This window comes from Planococcus sp. MB-3u-03 (assembly GCF_002833405.1).
Classification (GTDB): domain Bacteria; phylum Bacillota; class Bacilli; order Bacillales_A; family Planococcaceae; genus Planococcus.
In genome coordinates this window covers 362,640-384,723 of record NZ_CP025135.1, presented here as the reverse complement: position 1 = coordinate 384,723, position 22,084 = coordinate 362,640, and the positions used below count along the sequence as shown (strand labels likewise).

Genomic DNA, 22,084 nt, shown 5'->3' with positions numbered 1-22,084 from the left:
CCCTTGCCTGCTGCAGCAAAAAGGGCTCCCAGGTGGAGCCCTTTTTTATTTTACGATCAGTACCGGGCAGTTCGCACGCTTGACCACTTTGTGGCTGACGCTGCCGAGCACCATCTCCTGCAAGGAGTTCAAGCCGCGGCTGCCAATAACCAATACATCAAACGATTCTTTATTGGCATACTCAACGATTGTTGGCCCTGGTGTACCGTGCAGAATTTCTACGCGGTATTTGATAGTGGCTGCTCCGATTGCTTCCTCCACAGGCTGTAATTTCTTGCGGCGCTGGAAATCCAGCTCCGCGGAACTGCCGCTATGAAGCACTTCGTTTTTTGCGTTGTCGTGATCTGCTACAAAGACGATGGTAATCTGCGAATCATCCGATCCTTTAGCTAATTTCACAGCTTCTTTAGCTGCGCGGACTGAATGGTCGGAACCATCTACAGCAAGTAAAATTTTCTTGTACACTTCTCAACACTCCCCTTTAATGAGTCGGTAATTTGGCGTGCTTGTGTATTAACACAGAGATAGCAAGCTGTGAAATCGATAGCGATACCTTTATCTTCCACGCTAAAATCGAATTTGTCCAGAATTTCCTCGGCACATCCGAGTCCTTGCATTAAAAAACCCAGCTCCCTCATGATGGGGAAGACTGGGTTTATTCAATCATTCGACTAATTATTCACTTTTCGTTTTCTGTTTTGACCGTTTCAAAGGCGTTTCCTTGTCTCGCACATTATTGAGCCACGCACGGTCTTGGTCCATCATTTTCTTCGCCGAATAAATCATCAGGAAAGTGATGAAAATGATCGGCAAGCCCATCAAGCCGGACACCACTTCGAGCGGTGCCAAGCCGCCGATTCTCATGAGCACCAGTGAAATGACGGTGATGATGCCGGCAACCAGGATACGCAAAATTTTCGGCGGTTCATTTTTGCTCATATCAAGCGTACTCGTATAAGCAGCAATCGTGTAAGTCGTTGAGTCGAGCGTAGTCGTCAGGAAGATGAGCGCGACGATAATGAAAATCACAATCGCCAATCCGCCAAGCGGCAAGGTCGAAAGAATTTCAGGAATGACCGCCATCCGGTCTTCTTTCACCATATCCAAAATCGGCAGTTCACCCGTCAAGTACCGGTGGACGCCGAGCCCGCCAAGAACGCCTGTCGCGATCCATGACAACAGCGTCGGCGCTAATAGATAGGTCATGATCATCTCGCGGATGGTGCGCCCTCTTGAAATACGGGCCGCAAACACCGAATGCAGCATCGCCCATGTGGCGCTGTAAGCAAACCAGAACACCGTATTGCTTTGCACATGCGACGCCGCACCTTGATAAACCGAGTCCGTATTGAGTGAAAAACTCAAGTAATTCGTGAACAGCGATGCAACGCTGTCTGAGAAATAATTCAGGATAAAGACACCTGGCCCAGCCAATAGAATAAACAGCGTAAAGGCACCAGCTAAATAGATATTGAAGGTACTGAGCCGTTTGATGCCTTTTTCCACACCGAGATAAGCGCTGACGGAAAACAGTGCCACCCAGACGATGGTGACGACGAGCGTCAACCCGAACGTTACGTCAATGTTCATCAACGCAGAAATATTATACGTGATGATCGGTGCGCCCAAGCCGAGCGTTACCGCAGCCCCTGTCATGATGCTGAGCAAGAACAGGATATCGAGCAGGCGCCCTGCCCAACCGTCCGTCAACTTATCGCCGAAAACCGGACGGGCCGCTTCGGACATGCGCATCATCGGCTTTTTCTTGACATGCAGCGTATAAGCCATCGCCGGGGCGATCATGACGAAAATCGCGAATACTTGGAAGCCCCATAAGAACATGCTGTAGGCATTGCCCATTAAAATCGATTCCGGTGACCCCGCGTCCATTCCTGCTGGCGGGTTATTCGCCACGGATGTCCATTGCAGCATGCCTGTACGCATGATCGTCGAACCGAGCCCCATGGCAATCAAAATGGATGCGTACTCGAACAAAGTCAAACGCGGCTTTTCTGCCGGGTCGCCGAGTACGATATCGCCGTATTTGGAATAGGAAAAATACAGCGCCGCCCCGACCAGGATAATGCCGTACCACAGATAGCCCCAGCTGAATACTTCAACAATTGTCGTAAAAATCCCATTCAGCAATTCCAGTGAACGGCTTTCATAAAGCGCGAGTGGAACGCTGATTGCGATGATGATGAAAAAGCCGGAAGAAAATCCGGTAATCGATCAAGCCTTTTCTTTTCATCGAATCCCCTCAATTATTTAATCCCTTTCTTGCCTTCCCGACAGTTTTACGCTGTAATCATAAAAAAAGAAAAAACTACACAGAAATGTAGTTTTTTCAGAAGAAGGCCTGGGAAATATCGTCATTTCGAGCACGCCTACGAGTATAACGAAGCTAGTTTTCTTGAGCAAGTAAAGCGATGCTTCCTTTTCAGTCGTGGCCGTGCGCCCATGAAATGCGTGGGTCGATCTGGCGCGACATCCGGACCATGACGGGCTGGAAACCCATCCGCGGCCAGAAATAGGAAGCCATTTGGTTTGGCGTATGCCAGTCGGCAAAAATATAATCATAGCCCTCTTTCTTCAATTCGGCGAAGCAATGGTTTGCCAATGCGCGGCCGACGCCGCGGCCACGCATATCCGGGTTGGTCGAAGCAGCTGGCAGCTCTACGCAATTTTCGGGCGTCACCAAACTGAAAGGGTCCTCTTTGCGAAAATATACATGGAAGCCGGCAGCTTGTTCGCCTTGGTTAACAAGCCATAGATAGGCTTCTTTGTCTTCCGTCAGTGCCACATAGCTTTTCTGGACATTTTCCATCGTTTCTCTCGTGATCGGATGCCAAGAAGGTGCGGCTGCCTGATGGATGCTGTTCCACACCGCCATTTTTTTCAAGAGCGGCGCATCCACCTTCGTGCCGCGCCGAAATTCAAGTTCCGGCAACGCGCCATTTTTCGGTTCGTAATCATCCAGCGACAGGATCGCGTATTTCTGCTCGAAGGCGAATCCTTGATCCAGCCATTGTTCGAACACCATTTCATCTCCAAGCGGCGCCATCAACACATGATGGAAATAGCCATGCTTGACCCATTCTGCTCCAGCATCTGCATATAATAAGCGCAACAGACGAGGGTTTTCATGCTCGCTGATGGCGATAGATTCATAATCCATCCATACATAGCGGCCGCGATGGGCTTCTTCCTTGAATTCATAGATCAGGTATCCGATCACATCAATGCCGCGGACAGCGACCACTCCGCTGACATAAGGGCGCTCGAGCAATTTACGGATGACAATCTCCGCCTCGTCGATTTCCTCGAACTTATCCGGCAGGCACGGGAAAATCTTCCGCTCCTGCGCCTGGCGTTTTGAAAGCAATGCAGACATTTGGCGGATGTGCTTTTCTTCTACACTGATGATCTGGATCACATTCGATCACTCCCCTGTTTGAAGTTTCACTTCAAGCATCGCATACTGGCCGTTGCGCACAACGTTTCCAAGTTCCACTGGCAACGGTTCAACAAATATCGGACCGTCTATCAATGTTGTATGGAATTCCCCTTCCTCTCCGCAAGCATCGATGCCGAATGCCTCCAGCTCTTCGATCAGCTCACGGGTGAAAACGCGTCCGAGAAACTCCTCCCCCACACGTGCAGTGTCCACTACTGTAATGACGGCTTTAAACTCTTCTTCGACCAGTTCTTCCAACAATGACCGGTGGGCTTCTTGCCATAAGGGATGGAAGACATCAAGTTCTGCCTTTTCGCTGACTTTCACGACCCAATCAAGATGGTCCTGCAGATCAATATCGCCGTAAACGCCCATTTCGATGCCTTGTTCTTTGAAATGCTGCAGATGGCGAATAAATTCCTTTTCATATCCTGACCAGTCGGCTTGCCCGATCACTAAAGGCAAGCCCATCCGTTCCGCTTGTGCTTCCAAGATCTGCTTTTTCAGCCCATGGGATTTCGAGCGTTCTCCGTCTTCTTCAAACATGGTGAACAACGCAATCGGCACATGCCCTTGCTGAACCGCGCGGTAAAATGCTAAAGCGGAGTCTTTGCCACCGCTCCATGATGTAATAAATGGTTTTTGCATACTGCACCTCTTCTGTAATTTCTTGTGTCTTACTTTTTCGTTTCCTTGTTCCCTCTACTTCTATTTCCTGCCGCCAAACTCCTTGTTCCACAAAAAAACAGCCGGGAAAATCCCGGCTGTTTGCATTATTTTCCTACCATATTCTCCGGGCGCACCCATTCGTCGAATTGCTCCGCTGTTAAATGGCCGCTCTTGACTGCTGATTCTTTCAGCGTCGTGCCTTCGTTATGAGCTTGCTTGGCAATCGCAGCCGCTTTTTCGTAACCGATATGCGGGTTGAGCGAAGTGACGAGCATCAAGGAATTCTTCACATGGTTTTCGATGACGTCCAAATTCGCTTCGATGCCAATTGCACAGTTGTCGTTGAAAGAAACAAGTGAATCCGTCAACAGGCGGACCGATTGCAGGAAGTTATACGCAATGACTGGTTTGAAGACATTGAGCTCAAAGTTCCCTTGGCTCGCTGCAAATCCGATCGCTGCGTCGTTGCCCATGACTTGGGCCGATACCATCGTCAAGGCTTCGCTTTGCGTCGGGTTGACTTTCCCCGGCATGATCGAGCTGCCTGGCTCGTTAGCCGGAATCGTGATTTCACCGATGCCGCTGCGCGGTCCGCTCGCAAGCCAGCGCACGTCGTTGGCAATCTTCATCGCATCCGCCGCAAGTGCTTTAACCGCACCGTGCACATAGACCATTTCATCATGGCTTGTCAGTGCATGGAATTTGTTTTCCGCTGAAGTGAATTCCGTGCCGACCGCTTCTGCGATGAATTCCGCAACATAGCCGCCGAATTTCGGGTCTGCGTTGATGCCCGTTCCAACCGCTGTTCCGCCGATTGCCAGTTCACGCATATGCTCGACGCTTTCTTTGATCATGCGCTCGCTTTTCTCCAACATATGGCGCCAGCCACTGATTTCCTGGCCCAATGTCAGCGGTGTGGCATCTTGCAAGTGTGTGCGGCCGATTTTGATGACGTCGTCGAATTTCTTCGCTTTTTCATCCAAAGTCGCTTTCAACTTCTGGACCGCTGGAATCAATTGCTCCGTAACCGCTAGAACGCCGGCAACGTGCATCGCCGTCGGGTATGTATCGTTCGAGCTTTGGGACATATTGACGTCATCGTTCGGGTGAAGTTTTTCATCCGATCCCTGTTCCGCTAAGATTTCGTTTCCGCGGCGTGCCAATACTTCGTTCATGTTCATGTTGGATTGCGTGCCGCTTCCTGTCTGCCAAACGACGAGCGGGAAATGGTCGTTCCATTTGCCTTCGATTACTTCGTTGGCAGCCGCTTCGATTGCGCGCATTTTAGCGTCGGACATCTTGCCGAGCTTGTGGTTCGCTTTAGCTGTCGCTTTTTTCAATTGAGCAAATGCCATGACCACTTCATGGGGCATGCGTTCTGTTCCGATGGCAAAGTTTTGGACGCTGCGCTGAGTTTGCGCGCCCCACATTTTGTCAGCTTCAACTTGAATTTCACCGATCGTGTCTTTTTCTGTACGATACTGCATTCCATTCACTCCAATTCTTAGTCTTTAACTTGCTTCTCTTCTATTAAACACATTCCACCCGAAAAAAGCGACCCTCGCCGCTAAAATTCCCCGGTTTTGCTCGAGAAAAACGCTTCGATTATCGCTTCATCTGAATGCGGGATATGTTCCCCTTTGATGATCTGTGCGCCGTTGATGCAGCCGCTCGACAGCAAGATGATGTCTTCCGGCCCGCTTTCCGCGAGCGCTTTTTCCACTGCCTGTTTGCGCGTTGGCGCCTTCAGCACTTTTTGCATGTACGGGACACTGAAGCCTTTGATCACTTCCGAAACAACTTCTTCCGGATCGTTGTAACCCGGATGGTCTACTGTAACGACCAAAACATCCGCTTTCCCTTCAGACGCTTTTGCCATTTTCGGCATCTTGGCAAAATCCCGGATACCGATTCCGGCAATCAGCGCGATCAGGCGGCGATGGGGCAATTTACGGGCTTCCGTCAAGACCGCATCGATCGCGACTGGCGTATGGGCATAATCCAAAATGATGGTCCGCTCTTCAGGGCCTCTAATCACTTGAAAACGCCCTTCTACTTGAGGCATATCCGGCAAGACCGCAATGATTTGGTCGATTGAATGCCCTGCGTGTAAGGCAGTCGCAATCGCCGCCGTCAAATTCGCAGCATTGTAATCCCCGAATAATGGAGCTTCGATCATCCGGACATCGCCTTTATAATTCAATTCAAAACGCATGCCTTGTGCAGATGCGCTGTAATTCCCCCAAACGAGGTCCGCGCCGCTCGACGGATTTTGGCTATAGCTCAGCACCGGATAATCCGCCACCGCTAAAATGCCGCCGCTTAAACCCGGATCGTCGAGATTAACGACTGCCGCTTTCGCGCGTTCGAACAATTTCAGTTTGGACTCCCGGTAATGTTCAAAGGTTTTATGGTATTCGAGATGTTCTTCGGATAAATTCGTATGAATGGCTACATCGAAAACGATCCCTTCCACACGTTGCTGATCCAGCGCAGTCGAAGACACTTCCATCGCGACTGCCTTTGTGTCAGCATCGACCAGCATGGAGAAAATCTGGTGGATGTCAGACGCAATCGGTGTGGTGGGCGTGCTTTTCTCAAACGGGACTTTGCCTTCAGCTGTTTCGACGCCAGTTGTGCCAATAAATCCACAAGGCGTTCCCAACAGGTTGAATAAATTTCGGGCATAGGTAGCCGTCGTGGTCTTGCCGTTCGTTCCCGTCACACCAATTTTAAACAGCTCTTGCTGAGGCGAGTCGAAAAAGAAATCTGCCGTATGGGCGAGCGCATTGCGCACATCCGCCACCAGCACAAAGCTGACAGAAGGATAGCGCTTGGCTTGCTGCGACAGAATTTCCTCATTGGAGCCGATAATCGCCTGTGCACCGTTTCCGATCGCAGGCTCTATGTATAAATGTCCGTCCGTGTTCTCCCCGATGACGCAAAAGAAAGCAGACCCGTCCCGTGCAGCCGATGAATTATAAACAATCGACTGGATCTCCGCAGACTCTGGCCCGAACGATTTTATTGTGCGTACTTCGGGGATTCGTGCAAAATGCAACTTCATATCGTAACTCCTCTTGAAGATAAATTTATGTGAATTTCTGATAATTTTACAGGAAAGCGCTAGAGTGTTCCAAAATTCGAGACGCTTTTTTAAAAAAATTACCGATCAACTAAGAGGTTTGGCAAATTGCAGTGCGTGAAAGCCTTTGACCATCTGAAAGCCAATTCCAACATATCCCTCATTTAACAATTCCTTCTGTTTTTGCAAATCGTCGATCGGTGCCGTGATTTGATTGCCGTAATCTGCGTTTGGCTGCTCGAGGTCTTTCACCAAGATATAGCGTTCCAGCCCGTCGTACTTTGTTTTCAACGCGGCAATGTGCATTTGCTGAGTGAACTTGTCCTTTAAGCTCGGGATATTCATCGGTGCCACTGTACATGCTACGTAACGAAATTTCTTCTCCAGTTTCTTCAATTCCTTCATGACCACTTCGGCCAACTTCTGCTGAAGGCGGTTTCCACGGTAATCGGGAACCACAGCCGAAATTTCCTGATAAATCATGTTGCCAAGTTCAGCTTCCGAGAGGCCGATATCGTGTCCGAGATGTTCCGCGTCGATTTCCGGAACGAGCAATGCCCGAAAAGCCACCAACTCCCCTTCCACAAAAGCCCCGACGATCAGCCCGTTATGCTGCAAAATAAACAGAAATTCTTCAGTCGACAACGGCTGCAACGTATTTTTCTCTGGCAGCGAGTCGATAACCGTTTGCTGAACCCGTTCGATTTCAGCCAAATCCTCCAGGTACAGGCGCTTCATATACATTGGCACCTGCTTGTGCAAACGCACATTGGTCAGTGTACCTTCATATAGCCGGTCTTTCAAAGCCCATTCCCCCTCGTTTCTTTCGTACTATCAGAATACCATGTTCCCTATCCATCGTCTCCAAGTTTTTTCAATTGACTGTAAAATTGAAACTATTTACCGGCCTGTTCCAAAAAAGCCTCAATTTCCTTTTGTGTACGGAGGATATACACCTGTTTTTCAGGATATTTCCTAATAAATTCTTCTATTAAATGGTGTTGCGATTTTTGCCGCTCGTGATAGGTCATCACAATAAACTTCAAAAACTCGTAATCCAGCTTTTCAGGACATCCTGGTGCCATATCCGGCCTAGCTTGTTTACGGTATTGAATGCGCCTTTTCAATACCCGCCATAAACAGCGCCACAGCGGCAGCTGCAATTGGATAAGTGCATCGCAAGCTGCCAAGCGGATAGCGGCCGTGCTATTATAATTCCCTTCAATGATCCAGCGCGGTTCGTTCGCCAGCTCCTGCTGCTTGTGCCGAAATTCTTTCTCCTCTGCTTCAACCCAGCCCGGCTTCCAATAATACGCATCCAAATGATGCACCGGCAGATTAGCCACTTTTCCTAAACGTCTTGCAAACGTTGACTTGCCGGCACCCGCTGACACACCGATCACCATAATCCGCTGCATCGATCCCCCTCCTATCCCTCTTCATTCAACTATAACGAATGGCGGGAAAAAGAAGCAACCGAACTTAACCCTTGCATTCCAAAGAGTACCGTGCTATTCTAAGGAAGAATTATTTTTGTTCGATGGCTTTTCATTAAGTATCAGATTTTATCTGAAGGATTTGAGCAAGGATAGTAATACAATGTATGCATTAGCATACGAGGAGGAAACACACATGGAACAAGGTAAAGTAAAATGGTTTAACTCAGAAAAAGGATTCGGCTTCATCGAGCGCGAAGGCGGAGACGACGTATTCGTACACTTCTCAGCTATCCAAAGCGAAGGATTCAAAACTCTTGACGAAGGTCAAGAAGTTACTTTTGACATCGAGCAAGGCCAACGCGGTCTTCAAGCTACTAACGTATCAAAAGCTTAATTAACCCTTAAACTTTCAATGGACTCTTCTTCGGAAGAGTCCATTTTTTATTGTCTAAAAATATAGGCATGCAATGGAGCGGTTTCTTAAGGTGGAGATAGCGAGTGTTTGGGTGCGGAAATGTTCCGGCGCATTGATATAAGCGTCGCTTTGGTAGTCGCCGCCCTGCTTTGGGTTGGCCTTTGGCAACAAGCCAGGAAGATCACCTGTCTTATTGCGTCGGCTCACCCTTGGCGCTAGGCGGCTTGGAGATTTCTTTGGATGATGCTAGTTTATATAGCTTTCTTTTTGTATTCAGTTGCCGGCTAGCGGGGGAATTGCTTCCCGAATAGAACAGAAGTGAAGATAGCTAGGGTTTGCGTGTCGAAGTGTTTCTGCATTCGATTCAGGATTCACCTTGGTAGTCGCCGCCCGGCTTTGGGTTGGCCTTTGGCGCTGGGCGGCTGAGAGATTTTATTGGATGATGCTAGTTTACATAGCTTTCTTTTTGTATTCAGTTGCCGGCTAGCGGGGAAATCGCTTCCTGCGATGAAGCATCTGATCCTGAAATGCTTGTGCAAAGAATTATTGTTGGTGGATTAGAAGGGCCATGAGCTATCCAGACTGGAGCTCTTTCACATTTTATATTGTATGGTCGGAGAAATTATCCGCCACTCTAAAATTAGAGACGGAGTGGAAGGGGCCGACTCCGGGAGGATCAGCGAGACAATTGAGACCCTGCAAGCGAATCTGCGAAAGGTATTGAGCATATTCGTTTGCGAAGCTCGAACATCGTGAGAGTTGAGCAGGCGGGTTTTTGCGAAGCGACGAAGCGGCTCAATGCGAGCCCTCCGGAAAGCGTGTCCCTGCAACGCAGTCGAATAGCACAAACTTTCTCTACTCACTTCCCTCCCCTATTTCATCAGTCACAAAGAAAAAAGCTGCCCAATGGCAGCTTTTTTTTAATTCATGATGAAATACAATTGGAAGACCAGGAAAATGATCGCGACCAACAGGAGCGTTCCGACCACTACGCTCATGGCCAGTTTTTTTCCGTCCATCGACTCACCCTCTCAGTTTTTTCTCGCGTTCAATGGCCTTCACTATATCATACGCGCCTTCCCTGGCATTTGACAATACAGTAACGATGGATTTTTGCTGGGGATAATAGCCCGAATGGAAATTCACGCCAGGGTCGTACCCCATTACATGATACTTCACCGCTACTCCTTCTTGCTCCTCAATCCACACACCGTAGCCGTAAGCTTCGTCACCTTGTTGCGCCTGGACCGTCAGCAGGCGGTTTTTCATCTCTTCAGACAATAAAGTCCCGTCCATCAACCGGCTCCAGAATTTCGCCATGTCCCCTGCCGTGACGAAGGCGCCTCCGTCCGCTCCACCGCGAACTGGAATCGCGTATTGGTTCGTGCGCCAAGAGCCGTCTTCCTCAATATATCCATACGCCGTATTTTTCGGCAAACGATCCAGGCGGAAATAACCCGAGTCCGACATATCCGCTTTCGCCAACACTTCCCGCTCGACGTAATCGGCGAATTCTTCGCCAGTCACTTGCTCGATGATCAGGCCGAGTGCGATATAGCCCGCATTATTATATCGGAAACGTGTCCCCGGTTCTTCGACAGGCGGCAAGTCGCGGAACAATGGAACAAAATCAGCTGGCGTCTCCATCCGGTACATCGGAGTCTCTTGCCACAATTGTTCGAAGTCATCCATCGCCTCTTCGTCGAAGTAATCAGGAAGGCCTGATGTATGGCACAACAGTTGGTGAACCGTCGCGTTGAAATTCGGGAAGGTCTTCGGCAATAGCTCTGACAGCTTCGCTGAAAGTTCGAGCTTGTTTTGCTCCACCAATTGCAACACAGCGACAGCTGTAAAGATCTTGCTGCCGGACGCGATGCCGAAGCGGCTGTCGACAGCAATCGGCCGTTCATCCGCACGGTTCGCGAATCCCTTGGCAAGCGACCAATTTTCATTGCCGGCCATATGTGCAGTCCCTGAAAATGAGGCCGATTCCATTAAGTCGGAAACCGGATTATCTGCTTGCTTTTGCACCATATGCCCTTCCGCATCGATCTCGATCATCCGCCCGTCCGTAAGTTCGATTGCCAACGGATGCGTTTCGCTTTTCAGTTTAGAGAAGAACCACGTACGTTTTGGCGGTACGAGCACCAGAAAATGGGGATCTTTGCCGAGAAAATTCAGCGTTGTCGGATCGATCCCTTTATTGCCGCGTACGGGAATTTCCATCCGTTCCAATGACTCGCCCACTTCCTTGACATATGGCGAAACGATGCCGACTTCACTGATGTCGAGTAAGGAATCGATTGTGAAATCATCCATGATGTCGACGTGGCGGCGTCCGATAAACTCAACGATATTGCCGGCAGGATCCTGAAAATAGAAGGCATCGGAATTGAAATTCGAATAATAAATTTCGTCCATGCCTTCCTGGCGGTTCAGCTCAACGCGCGCACGCGCCCAGAATTTGGCCAAACTGAATTGGTTCCCTGGAATATTGATTGCATAATGGTAAAAAGACGCACTGTCCGACTGGCGGAATTCCAAAACGGACGTGCCGATTGAAAGCGCAAAGCTGGTGTCGTCTTCTTCAACAATCCGGAAGCCCAACTGGTATTCGTAAAACCCTTTCATTTCATCCAAACGGTTTGTGTACAGTATCACTTTCTTGAACATGTCCTCACCTCTTCTCTCAGCATACCGAAAATGGTCAGAATTTTCCTCTTTTTCGCCGCATACACAGCGGTCTTTTTGGTAATAAATGAAAAAAAGCGAATGCATCTGCTGCATTCGCTTGTTACCACCGATAATCGAGCCGGACCATATCCCGGCACTGCAAGCCATTTTCAAAAATCGGTTCTTCGTAATGGCGGGTGAAAAAATCCCGGTCGATCGATTTCATGCGGAAATCACATTTTTGGTAGAGCGCCAATTGCGCCAAACTTGAATTTCCGGTACCGATCTCAACAGCCGAGAAACCGAGTTTTTTCGCTTCTTCGAGAGCTGAAAACACCAAGCGCTTGCCAAAGCCTTTTCCGCGCTCAGACTCAGCGAGTGCAATATTTTTGATTTCAGCGGTGTCCGAATCCAGCGCAATCAAGACGAACACGCCCATGACGGTTTCCTGCTGTTCGGCGATAAAGCAATGGCCGCCAGCACAATAGTCGCGGACCAATTGCTCAGAAGGATCCGCTTCCAATAACAGGCCGAGCGGCAATTCCTCGTACATTCCCAGTTTTCGGATGTTCATTATTTCCGCTCGCTGAATCCTTGGTCGAGCAGATAATCTTCAGCGTCATCGAACGTGCCGAAACTTTCTTCTAAATTTTTACCTGTATAAATATTCCAGAAAGGTTCTTCATAGACAAGGTCGAGCTTTTCGCCTTCTCTATTGGTCCACCGCTTGTCATAAGGGGGTTCTGGTTCCTGGCCCAAATAATCGATCGAATCGGCAATGATGCTGCGCAACTGGCTCGCCGAAAAGTCGCGGATATTGATCAAGCCGCGGCTGTCCGCTTCGTATTGCGGCAAATCACCGACGAAGACAAAGCCGTTGCCGTTCGGGTGAAGATGATAAACCACGTTTTTCTTATCGTAGAGGCTTTCTTCAAATTGGAAGTTAACTCGTTTCATCGATACTTCTTTTCGTGTCAGTTCCGGAAACGCTTCGATCACTTCTAGTTTTTGCTCAAATGTCAGCACTGGACATCCCCATTTCTTCTTTGGATTTCTGACTTCATTATAACATGCATACGGTGTGCTTCACCGTTTGCGAAATAATAGAAAAAGGGCTGCCTATAAGAAATGAGTGATGTCCATTTCGACGGACGCTTTCCGCGGGCACGGCTTCAGCCGCTTCCCTCGCTGCGCTCAGTCCAGGGTCTTCAGCTCGCGTCGCTCCGTCGCAAGGCTCCGTCACTGCTCCCGCAGGAGTCACCGTCTCCATTCCCATCACATGTTCTGAATTGAAGAGAGTGGACGAACACGAACATACAAATAAAATATCCGAAGAAAAAGGACTTCTTTTTCTCCGGACATTTCAAGGTAATTATAAGGCAGCCTTTAAAACTTATTTTTTCTTTTTCAATCCGAATGGCCACCAAGCGCCGCCCGCAAATGAAACGGTAATTGCCGGCACGAGCAGCGGCAAGACGATCAAGCCGTAAAGCAGCAAGCCAGTGATGACGATGGTTGCGATCTGCATCAGGCTGAGCACTCCGGATGGCAGCATCGCGCCGAACGTTCCGGCGAGCAAAATGGCAGCCGTGATGATGACTGTTCCCATTTTCGCCATCGACCGGTGCATCGCTTTCGAGAAGTCTGCGGCCGTTAAAGCTTCTTCACGGTAACGATCGAGCAGGAAGATCGAGTAATCGATGCCGAGCGAGACAAGCATGACAAAGCCAAAGAACGGAACGGCCCATGTAATGCCGTCATAACCGAGCCATCCGACGAAAATCAACTCGGTGATCGCAATCGAACTGTAATAGGTTAATAAGAGAGAGCCGATCATAAACAGCGGCATGATGAAAGAACGCAACAGCACTGCCAATACCACGAACAAACTGATGAGCATAATGCTGACTGTACGCGTAAAGTCACTCTCGGAGATGTCCTTCAAATCGCTATTGATACTTGGCACCCCACCGTATGCAATGTCCACGTCTTCAAGAGGCGTACCGTTAATGCTTCTCTCAGCCGCTTCTTTCAAATTCGTGACGATGTCAATCGCTTCCGGAGAATAGGGATCTTCTTCGAGCACCACTTCCATCAACATGCCTTCGCCATCGGCAAATGCATACTGATCAAGCAGCGGTTCGAACTCTTCTTGTTCCAAAGTGCCTTCAGGCAGGTAAATGCCTGTGCCGCGCACTGCTTCGCTATCGCTGATGCCTGTCAGTGTATCGGCGATTTCAGTCAAGCCTTCGCTGATTTCCGTAAGGCCGTCTGATGAAGCGCCGACGCCTTGCGCAAGTTCCCCGATGCCAGCAGCTAATTCATCGTATTGGCCAGCGCCGCCGTTTAAGCCTTGTTCAACTTCTGAAAGCCCAGCATTCACTTGAGCGAGCGCACCGACCGTCTGTTCAATATTGTCGGTCTGCTGGAGGCCGCCTGAAATCTGTTCAAGCTGCCCGTTCACTTGCGACAAGCCTGCAGCTGCTTCGCGAAGGCCAGCGCCTCCTGCCTGTCCACTGATCGTTTCCAGGTTTTTTTCAATTTCACCAAGGCCGGACTGGACTTCGCCAATTCCGGCATTCGCCTCTTCAAGCCCTTCTGCAATGAGGCCCAGCTGATGATCGACGAAAAATTCATCAATCACCGAACCGGTAGGGCGCGTAATGGCACGAACCATGTCGACACCTTCAACTTTTTCCATATCTTGCGCCAAAGCATCCAGATACGGGATCGTTTCTTCTGCCGTCAGGCTTTCTTCGCCTTTAATGACGACTTGGACCGGCATCGTATTGCCTGCGCCAAATGCCGATTCAATGGCATCGAGGCCTTTCACCGATTCATAATCCGAGCTGATCTCGTCTACTGTATTGAATGACAGGTCGTTGTTATAAGAGAACAGCAAAGGAACAGTGATGGCCGCCACCAGCAGCATCGACCAAAGCGGACGGTTGACGGACAATTTGCCGATCCAGATCCACAACTTGCTGTCTTTATGGGACGCTGAGCCCTTACTTGGCCAGAACAGCTTGTCTTTTAGCACCGCCATGAAAAACGGCATGACGGTAAACAGAACAACGAGGAGGACGGCGATGCCGACCGCAACGGCAACTGCCGATTTGAAAATCGGGAATTCCGCAAAGCCGATAGCCGCAAAGGCAATAAAGCCGGAGAAGCCGCTGATGAACAAAGTCTTCCCAGCCGTCCGGTATGTGTTCAGAATCGCTTCCTGTACACCTTTCCCTTCTGTCAGTTCTTCTTTATAGCGGCTGAGCAGCAAGATGCAGTAATCGGTCCCGAGACCGAACAGAATCGCCACCAGGAAAATCTGCGTGTAATTCGAAACCGGGAAGCCGAACCAATCGATGAAAAACGCCACGAGCGATTGACTGAGCAAATAGCTGAGCCCTACCGCCACAAGCGGGATGATTGGCGTGATAAACGACCGGAACACCGCCAGCAGCAAGCCGAAAATCAACACTACCGTGATGATCTCGGTTTTCTTCAGGCCTTCCTGGGCACTGGTGTTAACGTCTTGGTTGATGATTGCCTCACCCGTCAAGTAGACGGTTAAATCGTCCGGCACAATCGTTTCACGGATTTCATCCGCGAGTGCCGCCGCTTCTTCATCTGTTCCTTCAATCGATACCGGAAGCAAGACCGTCTGGCGATCTTCTGCAACCAATTGCGCTTCCAATTCTTCATTTTCAAATGGGTCCAACACTGTCGTCACAGGATCGCCGAGCGCTTCGATTTCCGCTCTCATGTCCGCGATCTGCTGCTCGCTTGTTTCATCGAGTTCCGACTCCAGTTCGATCACCAATGAAATCGTCTGCCCTGACACATCATCCGATTCCAGTATCGTTGCCGCACGCTGCGAGTCCGCTTGTTCGGACAATTGGAACGAACCTGCTTCTTCCGCTTGTTCCGTTAAATTTGGCGCCACTAAAAACAATGCCGCTGTCAATACGATGAGCCCGATCATGATCGGCCATTTTAATTTCAGTATCGTTTGCATCCCTTACACTCCATCCGTTTTCATGATTGCGCTGAGCTTTCTGAAAATCACCAGGAATTGCTCGATCTCTTGCTCGTCGACTTGTTCTGACATCAGCTTTTCCAAGTACTCCGCCAGAATTTTATCCGACTCCTCGAGGACCGATTTTCCGGCATCGGTCAATTCAAGCAGCTTTTCCCGCCGGTCTGCCGTCTGGACCACTTGAATCAATTCTTTTTGCAATAGTTTTTTTGTCCGGTTCGAGACGGCGCTTTTATGGACACCTTGCAGCACCGCAAGCCTTGCCGATGTGATTTGGCCTTCTTTGCCGATGAGTTTCAGCGATTGCATCTGCTCAGGGGAAAACTCTTCCCATAACGGATTGTCCACTGAACGGATGACCCGCTCTGTCCCGTAAAACAAAACTTCCTGAAACAATTCAACCGCTTCTTTGATGCGCATATCCATAAATGGTTTACCCCCTCAACTAATAATGATAGTTTAGGGGCTGAACTATTTTTCGTCAAGTAATTTCCTCATAATAAAAACCCGCAGCACAGGCTGCGGGTTTTTGCTTAAACTTCTCTTGTGGCAGTCGAACGGATTTCTTGGCGCCTTGCGTAAATGTTTTTGACGATCGTTTTGACAACCGCATAAAACGGAATCGCAAGGATGATTCCCCAAATGCCCGCGATGTTCCCGGCTGCTAGGATCAACGTGATGACTGTCAGCGGGTGGACATCGAGTGCGTTGCCCATGACGTTCGGCGTGATGAAATTACTCTCGATCTGTTGTGCAATCAACATGATGATGGCGACATAAACCGCCATGATCGGGTCCTGCACCAATGCAATCAACATTGCCGGAATGACGGCAATGTATGGCCCAAGGAATGGAATAACATTTGTTGCCATGCCAATCAATGCCAATAATAAAGCATACTCAAGGCCGATAATCAAATAGCCGATTAACAACATGATTCCGACCAAAAAGCTGACGAATAGCTGGCCTTGAATATACGAACGCAAGGTATGGTCAATGTCTTTCAAGGTCTTGATGACCCATAGCTTGCGCTGTCCACTGAAAAACCCGGAAATGAACGGCACGAATTTCCGATGGTCGATCAATAGGTAAATCAAGAAGAACGGCACAAGCACGAGCGTGATGACGCCTGATATGAAACTCGTGAGGAACGATACGACCCAGCCGCCGATATCGCCAATGCGGTCGCCGATTTGGCCGCTCATATCATTGATCTGCTCTTCTAACGAATCCGGCAAGCGGTCGCGTTGAGCGAGTAAGTACTGCGTATAATCCTCGACGTCGTTGATAATGCCTGGCGCGTTGTCGACAAGCGAGTTGACTTGCTTGGTTACCATCGGCCCAACCATTGCAAATAATAGATAAAAGACCAATACGATCAAAAGCACAATGATCAGGATGGCGGACCATTTCGGGAATTTGCGATTCTCCAAAAAATACAGCAGCGGGCGCGTTAGATAAAACAAGACGCCCCCAAGAAGCAGCGGTACGAAAATCGTTCCCGCAATGATGAACAGCGGGTCGAAAATCCCCTGGACTTCGATGAATAAACGAATGATGACCAGTGTCAGGATAATTCCGACGCCTGCTTGAAACCACAATTTATTTGTCACCTATTACACTTCCTTTCTTCCATGTGTATACCCAGTTTATCATGATTATATGGTATTATATGTTTTTATGTAGTGTGAACTTTTTCAAACACTGCGCGTCCTATGATTATGGATTTAAGAATGAACAGAATGTGGAGGATACATACAGATGGAACAATTATGGCTTACAATTAAATTCTTGCTGCTGGGCCTATTCCAAGGGCTTACGGAACCAATCCCGATTTCTTCGAGCGGGCACTTGCTGATTGCGCAGTATTTCCTCGATGTCGAAATCGAAGGAAGCAATTCGACTTTTGCGTTGCTCGTCAATAGCGCGTCCCTGATCGCCGTCTTGATCATTTACCGCGAAGACATTAAACGGCTGATCATCAACGGCTTGAAATTTTTCAAAGAAAAAACGCCGGAAACACGGCGCGATTTCATGTTTGTCGTTTATTTGGTCGTCGCGACCATTCCAGCAGGCATCATCGGCGTCTTATTCCAGGATGTGATTGATTCCTACTTGTCGACGATCGTCACGGTCGGCGTCACCTTGGTGGTCACCGGTCTTGCCCTCTGGTTCATCCGCAATATGCGCGGCCAGCGTAAAGATGGCAATATGACGATGAAAGACGCCATCATCATCGGCGGCGCACAGGCCGTCGCTTTGATTCCAGGCATTAGCCGCAGCGGTGCCACGATTGTTGCCGCTATGGCACGGGGCATTAACCAAGAGACAGCGCTTCGCTTCTCCTTCCTGCTGTTCATCCCAGTCAGCTTGGGCGGGGCTGTACTGAGCATCACCGACATCATCAATGATGATAATTTGTCGACGATGGCGGTGCCGTATATCATGGCGTTTATCGGCTCTCTCGTCGCTTCGTACTTCTCGCTGAAATGGTTCATGAACATCATGGCAAAAGGCCAGCTGAAGTATTTTGCGATCTACTGCTTTATCGTCGGACCGCTCGTCGTGCTCGCTTGGTTCTTGTTGAACTAATTAAAAAAATCCCTCTATTGCGCAAATGCAATAGAGGGATTTTTGCTTAGCGATTAAAGAAGTTTGCCGTAAAATATGGCTGCTTGTCCGAGTTGAAGGCAACGCCGACACCGAGATAGCCGAAGTCGGGCTTAACGATGTTTTCCCGGTGGCCCATCGAGTTCATGAGCCCTTCATGAGCGAAGACGGCGCTATACTGCCCGTACGCCAAGTTTTCACCGGCGATAAAGAACGTGATGCCATCTTCTTTCATGCGGTCAAAAGGCGATTGGCCATCTGGGTTGGTATGGCTGAAATAACGCTCGTCCGCCATTTCCTGGCTATGGTCACGCGCCGTCTCCATCGTTTCACCATCCCATTTCAAGAGCGGCAACTCACGCTGGATTCTCGCTGAATTGGTCAGCTCGAACAATAAAAACTCATAGCCTTCCTTCACTTCCGGTGACGGCTCCGCATAAATCTCGCTACGCTGCTCTTCCAAATCCTTGTCGATGACTTGGACCGCCGTGACCGTATCCCCTTCGTGAACATCATAAAAAACCGTTGTATAGGAATCCGCTGTTTCAAACAAATCGTACTCATCGCGCGAATCCAGAATATATTGCACACGCCCTTTTTGCAGGCTCGTCAGCGGTGTCCCGAACAACTCACGCACTTGTGCTTTGGTCGAATCCATCGAGAAGCCTTCCGTAGAAGAGATGAGATCCTGGTTGGTAAACATGCCGTTGACCTCTCCGTTCTCATCGTAGGACAACAATACATAATTCTGGTAATCCTGATGGTAGCTATGCCAATCGGTTCCGTATTCATTCTCCATTAGACGCAACGGCAAGCCGACTTTTTGCTGGGCTTGCTCCTTGCTCATGCCAAGCGTGACATTATGGACCGCCACCATGGAATCCGTATCCGAGAGCTCTGGTTTTGCGACCGCTTCAGGCAAGGCGGCTGAGCTTTCTGTCACCATCGCCTGCAGTTGATGACTGATGCGCGTCGTGAAATATTTGGCTTCATCGAGCGCTTTGGAAACATCCGTGTCAGCTGTTACATTTCCGATCACTTCATCCACCGAGTCCAAAAAGCCCAGGTCGACGTATTCTTCGACAGACGCCTCCCATACCGGGCGGGTGAAAAACAACAAGACTATGAGCAACAGGATGCCAAACAATTTCCGCACACGCATCACCTCTTTCTCTTCATTTCAGTGTAATCGCAAAAGCGAAATCCGGAAAGCAAAAAGCCTTTTTTACTTTTTCCCTTAAATAAATACCAAAAGCGGACAGGAAAAGGAGTGCTTTTCACTGTCCGCTTTGCCATTTTCATTTGTTAAGCTTCTACATTGTGTTCGCTTGTAATATCGGTTTTCTTCGGCGAACTAAACCACAGCGTAAACAATAAGCCAATCGTGAACGTGATCAGGCTAGTCACTAAAGTCATCGGATCGGCTGCAAAGCCAGGGAATACGACAAACAGCGAGCCAAGAATCAAGCCGATGATGGCCGCATACGTCACATACGTAAAATGCTCCAGCAAATAGCTGATCGCTTTACTTGAGACGACAAACCCGACCATGACGCCGGCACCGATTGCCAGGACGATCGGCAAATTCAATGTCGACAAGGCGTTGATGGCCGTCGAATAAACACCGATCAACAACAGGATGAACGAGCCGCTAATGCCAGGCAACAGCATCGCCATGCTCGCGATCCAGCCAGAGAAAAATAGCAGGAAGAACGTTGGCAAGCTCAATTCCGTAATCGGCGCTACATTATCATCGGTCTGGATAAATGCCATGGAAGCAAGCGCTGCCCCGATGACCAGCAAGATGACCAAATGGCGCGCCGTGAAATTCTTTTTCACTTCCGCTTGCTTCATGATATAAGGCAAGACCCCAAGGATCAGCCCCATGAAGAAAAATTGCGTCGCTTCGTAATGGTTTTCCAGCAAAAATTCGATAAAGCGGCTGAACAATAATAAGGTAATGACGATCCCCATGCCAAGAGGCACGAGAAAGCCCAACTGTTTTTTCCATTCGCGGCTGAAGAAGCCGCTGATCGATTCAAGCAGGCGATCATAAATGCCAAGGATAAAGGCAATCGTTCCTCCGCTGACCCCCGGAATCAAATCGCTGATGCCCATCAAAATACCGCGGTATATATTTTTCCATTCCATTCGTTCAATCTCCTCGTTTCAAAATCACTTTTAACAGTATAGCACGCAGAAACAGGAAACTCGAGCCGAATTACCGCAAGAGCGCACGTGCTTGATCCATCATGGAAGAGACGATTTCCGCCGCGCCTTCTTCCTGCGTCATACCTCTTGTTGCCTGACCTGCCCATAACGACATGAATTGCGGATTGCCGGCTTTTGCCGCTGCTCCGCGAATTTCTTTCGTCACTGTATTATGAGACGGAAATGGCAGCGGCTGGGTTCCCGCGGATTCGAATTTTTCGATGAAACGATTTTTGATACCGCGCGCTGGTCGTCCCGAGAAACTTTTGGTCACGACGGTGCTTTCTTCATCGCTTTCGAAGATTGCTTGCTTGTATGCCTGATGCGCACCCGATTCCTTCGCTCCAACAAAACGCGTCCCGACTTGAACGGCTTGCGCCCCGAGCGCGAGCGCCGCTACCAGCCCGCGCCCGTCCGCGATGCCACCAGCCGCAATGACCGGCACATCCACCGCATCTGCAATTTGTGGAAGCAGTGCCATCAAGCCGACCTGTGCACCCATTGGATGGCGATCGAACGAAAAGCTGCCGCGGTGCCCTCCTGCTTCGCTGCCTTGTGCCACGATAACGTCGGCTCCTTTGCCTTGCGCTTCCATCGCTTCGCCGACAGTCGTCGCCATGGTGATGATATGGACGCCTTGTGCTTTGGCAGAAGCCATATGTTCAGGCGCCAATGAACCGAACGCCGTGCTGATGATCGGCACATTCATTTCAAGGCAAATGCGGAACAGCTCTTCCCCGTGATCTGGAGAGCGGTATTCAGCGCCTTGCTCTTCAATCGCAAGTTCTTCGTAGATCGGCTGCAATGCTTGTTTCACTTCTCCAATGCGCGAGAAATCATCTTTCGGCACGGGCGCGAACAAATTGACGGCAAAAGGCTTGTTTGTCCGTTTGCGTATCTCTACAATATCTTCCCGTAGCTTGCCAGGTGTCAAATAGGCAGCGCCGAGTGTCCCCAAGCCGCCTGCCCCGGAAACTTCCGCCACCAGTTCAGCGGTGGTCGGGCCGCCTGCCATTCCTGCCTGGATGATTGGATACTCGATCCCAAGCAAGCGGCAAATTTCTGTATTTAATGAAATCATGGTTTCCCCTCCCGTTTGTATGCTTATGTATAAGTATCCCAGTCTTTGGGATTTCTTCAACCGGGAACCTTTTCCGAACGGTTTGCGTTCTTAATATCAGCATCTATGAGAAGGCGGGATTGAATCATGAAAGGTTTCCTTTCGTTACTTGGGATCACATTGATTGCCGTATTTTGCGGATTGATCCTTTTAGGCTTTTACAATGAACCTTTTGAAGACTGGCAAAACCAGGAACGGCTCCAGGCATATACGGAAACAAGAGATAACCTGATGCCCGAACAAACGGGCAATGTCCAGCAAGCCGTTGCGCCTGGACGTTCCACACAAATCTTATTATATGCGGATGCATCCGCTTCGTGCCCGGCACCTTAATGCAAAAATCCCCGAGACACCATAGTCCCGGGGATT

The 22,084-nt window shown here is 49.4% G+C and carries 19 protein-coding genes and 1 pseudogene; 3 read left to right on the top strand and 17 right to left on the bottom strand.

Translation table 11 applies throughout. The features are described from left to right. Nucleotides 1–45: 45 nt before the first annotated feature. The 8 genes and pseudogenes from CW734_RS03235 to CW734_RS03200 form a co-directional block, all read right to left on the bottom strand. Complete coding sequence (locus CW734_RS03235) at nt 46–465, bottom strand: universal stress protein (protein WP_058381899.1); 420 nt, start codon at nt 463–465, stop codon at nt 46–48. A 210-nt stretch (nt 466–675) separates the two neighbouring features. Beyond that, nucleotides 676–2,251 (bottom strand): annotated as a pseudogene (locus tag CW734_RS03230) (BCCT family transporter). Between the two features lie 189 nt (nt 2,252–2,440). After that, a complete protein-coding gene (locus tag CW734_RS03225) occupies nt 2,441–3,436 on the bottom strand; it encodes a GNAT family N-acetyltransferase (RefSeq protein ID WP_101189410.1) in 996 nt (331 codons plus the stop codon). Between the two features lie 6 nt (nt 3,437–3,442). Next, nucleotides 3,443–4,105: a Dph6-related ATP pyrophosphatase gene (locus tag CW734_RS03220; RefSeq protein ID WP_101189409.1), complete on the bottom strand. Its 663-nt coding sequence runs from the start codon at nt 4,103–4,105 to the stop codon at nt 3,443–3,445. 125 nt (nt 4,106–4,230) lie between these two features. Then, the gene (fumC, locus tag CW734_RS03215) at nt 4,231–5,613 is read right to left on the bottom strand and encodes a class II fumarate hydratase (RefSeq protein WP_101189408.1); all 1,383 of its coding nucleotides are present in this window, start codon (nt 5,611–5,613) and stop codon (nt 4,231–4,233) included. Between the two features lie 80 nt (nt 5,614–5,693). Further along, nucleotides 5,694–7,193 carry a UDP-N-acetylmuramoyl-L-alanyl-D-glutamate--2,6-diaminopimelate ligase gene (locus tag CW734_RS03210; RefSeq protein ID WP_101189407.1) on the bottom strand — a complete coding sequence of 500 codons (1,500 nt, stop codon included), beginning with the start codon at nt 7,191–7,193 and terminating at the stop codon, nt 5,694–5,696. 105 nt (nt 7,194–7,298) lie between these two features. Beyond that, on the bottom strand, nt 7,299–7,955 hold the full coding sequence (locus CW734_RS03205; RefSeq protein WP_101192121.1) for a hypothetical protein: 657 nt from the start codon (nt 7,953–7,955) through the stop codon (nt 7,299–7,301). Between the two features lie 152 nt (nt 7,956–8,107). Next, nucleotides 8,108–8,629, bottom strand: a complete 522-nt coding sequence (locus CW734_RS03200) for a P-loop NTPase family protein (protein ID WP_101189406.1) — start codon at nt 8,627–8,629, stop codon at nt 8,108–8,110. A 214-nt stretch (nt 8,630–8,843) separates the two neighbouring features. Here CW734_RS03200 and CW734_RS03195 point away from each other — a divergent pair, with 214 nt between their 5' ends. Then, complete coding sequence (locus tag CW734_RS03195) at nt 8,844–9,044, top strand: cold-shock protein (protein ID WP_058381906.1); 201 nt, start codon at nt 8,844–8,846, stop codon at nt 9,042–9,044. A 1,044-nt stretch (nt 9,045–10,088) separates the two neighbouring features. Here CW734_RS03195 and CW734_RS03190 read toward each other — a convergent pair. The 6 genes from CW734_RS03190 to CW734_RS03160 all read right to left on the bottom strand — a co-directional run bounded on the left by CW734_RS03190 (nt 10,089) and on the right by CW734_RS03160 (nt 17,387). Next, a complete protein-coding gene (locus tag CW734_RS03190; protein ID WP_101192120.1) occupies nt 10,089–11,738 on the bottom strand; it encodes a serine hydrolase in 1,650 nt (549 codons plus the stop codon). A 121-nt stretch (nt 11,739–11,859) separates the two neighbouring features. Further along, nucleotides 11,860–12,312 carry a GNAT family N-acetyltransferase gene (locus CW734_RS03185; protein WP_101189405.1) on the bottom strand — a complete coding sequence of 151 codons (453 nt, stop codon included), beginning with the start codon at nt 12,310–12,312 and terminating at the stop codon, nt 11,860–11,862. Then, nucleotides 12,312–12,764 carry a hypothetical protein gene (locus tag CW734_RS03180; RefSeq protein ID WP_101189404.1) on the bottom strand — a complete coding sequence of 151 codons (453 nt, stop codon included), beginning with the start codon at nt 12,762–12,764 and terminating at the stop codon, nt 12,312–12,314. The genes CW734_RS03185 and CW734_RS03180 overlap by 1 nt, the downstream gene beginning before the upstream one ends. Nucleotides 12,765–13,131: 367 nt before the next feature. Beyond that, the gene (locus CW734_RS03170; RefSeq protein WP_101189402.1) at nt 13,132–15,753 is read right to left on the bottom strand and encodes an MMPL family transporter; all 2,622 of its coding nucleotides are present in this window, start codon (nt 15,751–15,753) and stop codon (nt 13,132–13,134) included. Between the two features lie 3 nt (nt 15,754–15,756). Next, nucleotides 15,757–16,200 (bottom strand): MarR family winged helix-turn-helix transcriptional regulator, encoded by a 444-nt coding sequence (locus tag CW734_RS03165; protein ID WP_101189401.1) that lies wholly within the window; start codon nt 16,198–16,200, stop codon nt 15,757–15,759. A 107-nt stretch (nt 16,201–16,307) separates the two neighbouring features. Further along, nucleotides 16,308–17,387 (bottom strand): AI-2E family transporter, encoded by a 1,080-nt coding sequence (locus CW734_RS03160; protein WP_101189400.1) that lies wholly within the window; start codon nt 17,385–17,387, stop codon nt 16,308–16,310. A 148-nt stretch (nt 17,388–17,535) separates the two neighbouring features. On the opposite strand from CW734_RS03160, the gene CW734_RS03155 reads away from it, so the two are divergent. Then, on the top strand, nt 17,536–18,366 hold the full coding sequence (locus CW734_RS03155; protein WP_101189399.1) for an undecaprenyl-diphosphate phosphatase: 831 nt from the start codon (nt 17,536–17,538) through the stop codon (nt 18,364–18,366). Nucleotides 18,367–18,412: 46 nt separating this feature from the next. Here the strand turns inward: CW734_RS03155 and CW734_RS03150 are convergent, their stop codons facing one another. The 3 genes from CW734_RS03150 to CW734_RS03140 form a co-directional block, all read right to left on the bottom strand. Further along, the gene (locus tag CW734_RS03150; protein ID WP_232787142.1) at nt 18,413–19,546 is read right to left on the bottom strand and encodes a CAP domain-containing protein; all 1,134 of its coding nucleotides are present in this window, start codon (nt 19,544–19,546) and stop codon (nt 18,413–18,415) included. 143 nt (nt 19,547–19,689) lie between these two features. Then, nucleotides 19,690–20,535: a DUF368 domain-containing protein gene (locus CW734_RS03145; protein ID WP_101189398.1), complete on the bottom strand. Its 846-nt coding sequence runs from the start codon at nt 20,533–20,535 to the stop codon at nt 19,690–19,692. Between the two features lie 70 nt (nt 20,536–20,605). Further along, nucleotides 20,606–21,676 (bottom strand): NAD(P)H-dependent flavin oxidoreductase, encoded by a 1,071-nt coding sequence (locus CW734_RS03140; protein WP_101189397.1) that lies wholly within the window; start codon nt 21,674–21,676, stop codon nt 20,606–20,608. Nucleotides 21,677–21,802: 126 nt separating this feature from the next. Here CW734_RS03140 and CW734_RS03135 point away from each other — a divergent pair, with 126 nt between their 5' ends. Beyond that, on the top strand, nt 21,803–22,048 hold the full coding sequence (locus CW734_RS03135; protein ID WP_101189396.1) for a hypothetical protein: 246 nt from the start codon (nt 21,803–21,805) through the stop codon (nt 22,046–22,048). The last annotated feature ends 36 nt before the right edge of the window (nt 22,049–22,084 follow it).

Coding starts and splice junctions, on each gene's coding strand:
- CW734_RS03220 (WP_101189409.1), bottom strand. CDS start 4,105: ATGCAAAAACCATTTATTACATCATGGAGCGGTGGCAAAGACTCCGCT.
- fumC (WP_101189408.1), bottom strand. CDS start 5,613: ATGCAGTATCGTACAGAAAAAGACACGATCGGTGAAATTCAAGTTGAA.
- CW734_RS03210 (WP_101189407.1), bottom strand. CDS start 7,193: ATGAAGTTGCATTTTGCACGAATCCCCGAAGTACGCACAATAAAATCG.
- CW734_RS03205 (WP_101192121.1), bottom strand. CDS start 7,955: ATGTATATGAAGCGCCTGTACCTGGAGGATTTGGCTGAAATCGAACGG.
- CW734_RS03200 (WP_101189406.1), bottom strand. CDS start 8,629: ATGCAGCGGATTATGGTGATCGGTGTGTCAGCGGGTGCCGGCAAGTCA.
- CW734_RS03195 (WP_058381906.1), top strand. CDS start 8,844: ATGGAACAAGGTAAAGTAAAATGGTTTAACTCAGAAAAAGGATTCGGC.
- CW734_RS03190 (WP_101192120.1), bottom strand. CDS start 11,738: ATGTTCAAGAAAGTGATACTGTACACAAACCGTTTGGATGAAATGAAA.
- CW734_RS03185 (WP_101189405.1), bottom strand. CDS start 12,312: ATGAACATCCGAAAACTGGGAATGTACGAGGAATTGCCGCTCGGCCTG.
- CW734_RS03170 (WP_101189402.1), bottom strand. CDS start 15,753: ATGCAAACGATACTGAAATTAAAATGGCCGATCATGATCGGGCTCATC.
- CW734_RS03165 (WP_101189401.1), bottom strand. CDS start 16,200: ATGGATATGCGCATCAAAGAAGCGGTTGAATTGTTTCAGGAAGTTTTG.
- CW734_RS03155 (WP_101189399.1), top strand. CDS start 17,536: ATGGAACAATTATGGCTTACAATTAAATTCTTGCTGCTGGGCCTATTC.
- CW734_RS03150 (WP_232787142.1), bottom strand. CDS start 19,546: ATGCGTGTGCGGAAATTGTTTGGCATCCTGTTGCTCATAGTCTTGTTG.
- CW734_RS03145 (WP_101189398.1), bottom strand. CDS start 20,535: ATGGAATGGAAAAATATATACCGCGGTATTTTGATGGGCATCAGCGAT.
- CW734_RS03140 (WP_101189397.1), bottom strand. CDS start 21,676: ATGATTTCATTAAATACAGAAATTTGCCGCTTGCTTGGGATCGAGTAT.
- CW734_RS03135 (WP_101189396.1), top strand. CDS start 21,803: ATGAAAGGTTTCCTTTCGTTACTTGGGATCACATTGATTGCCGTATTT.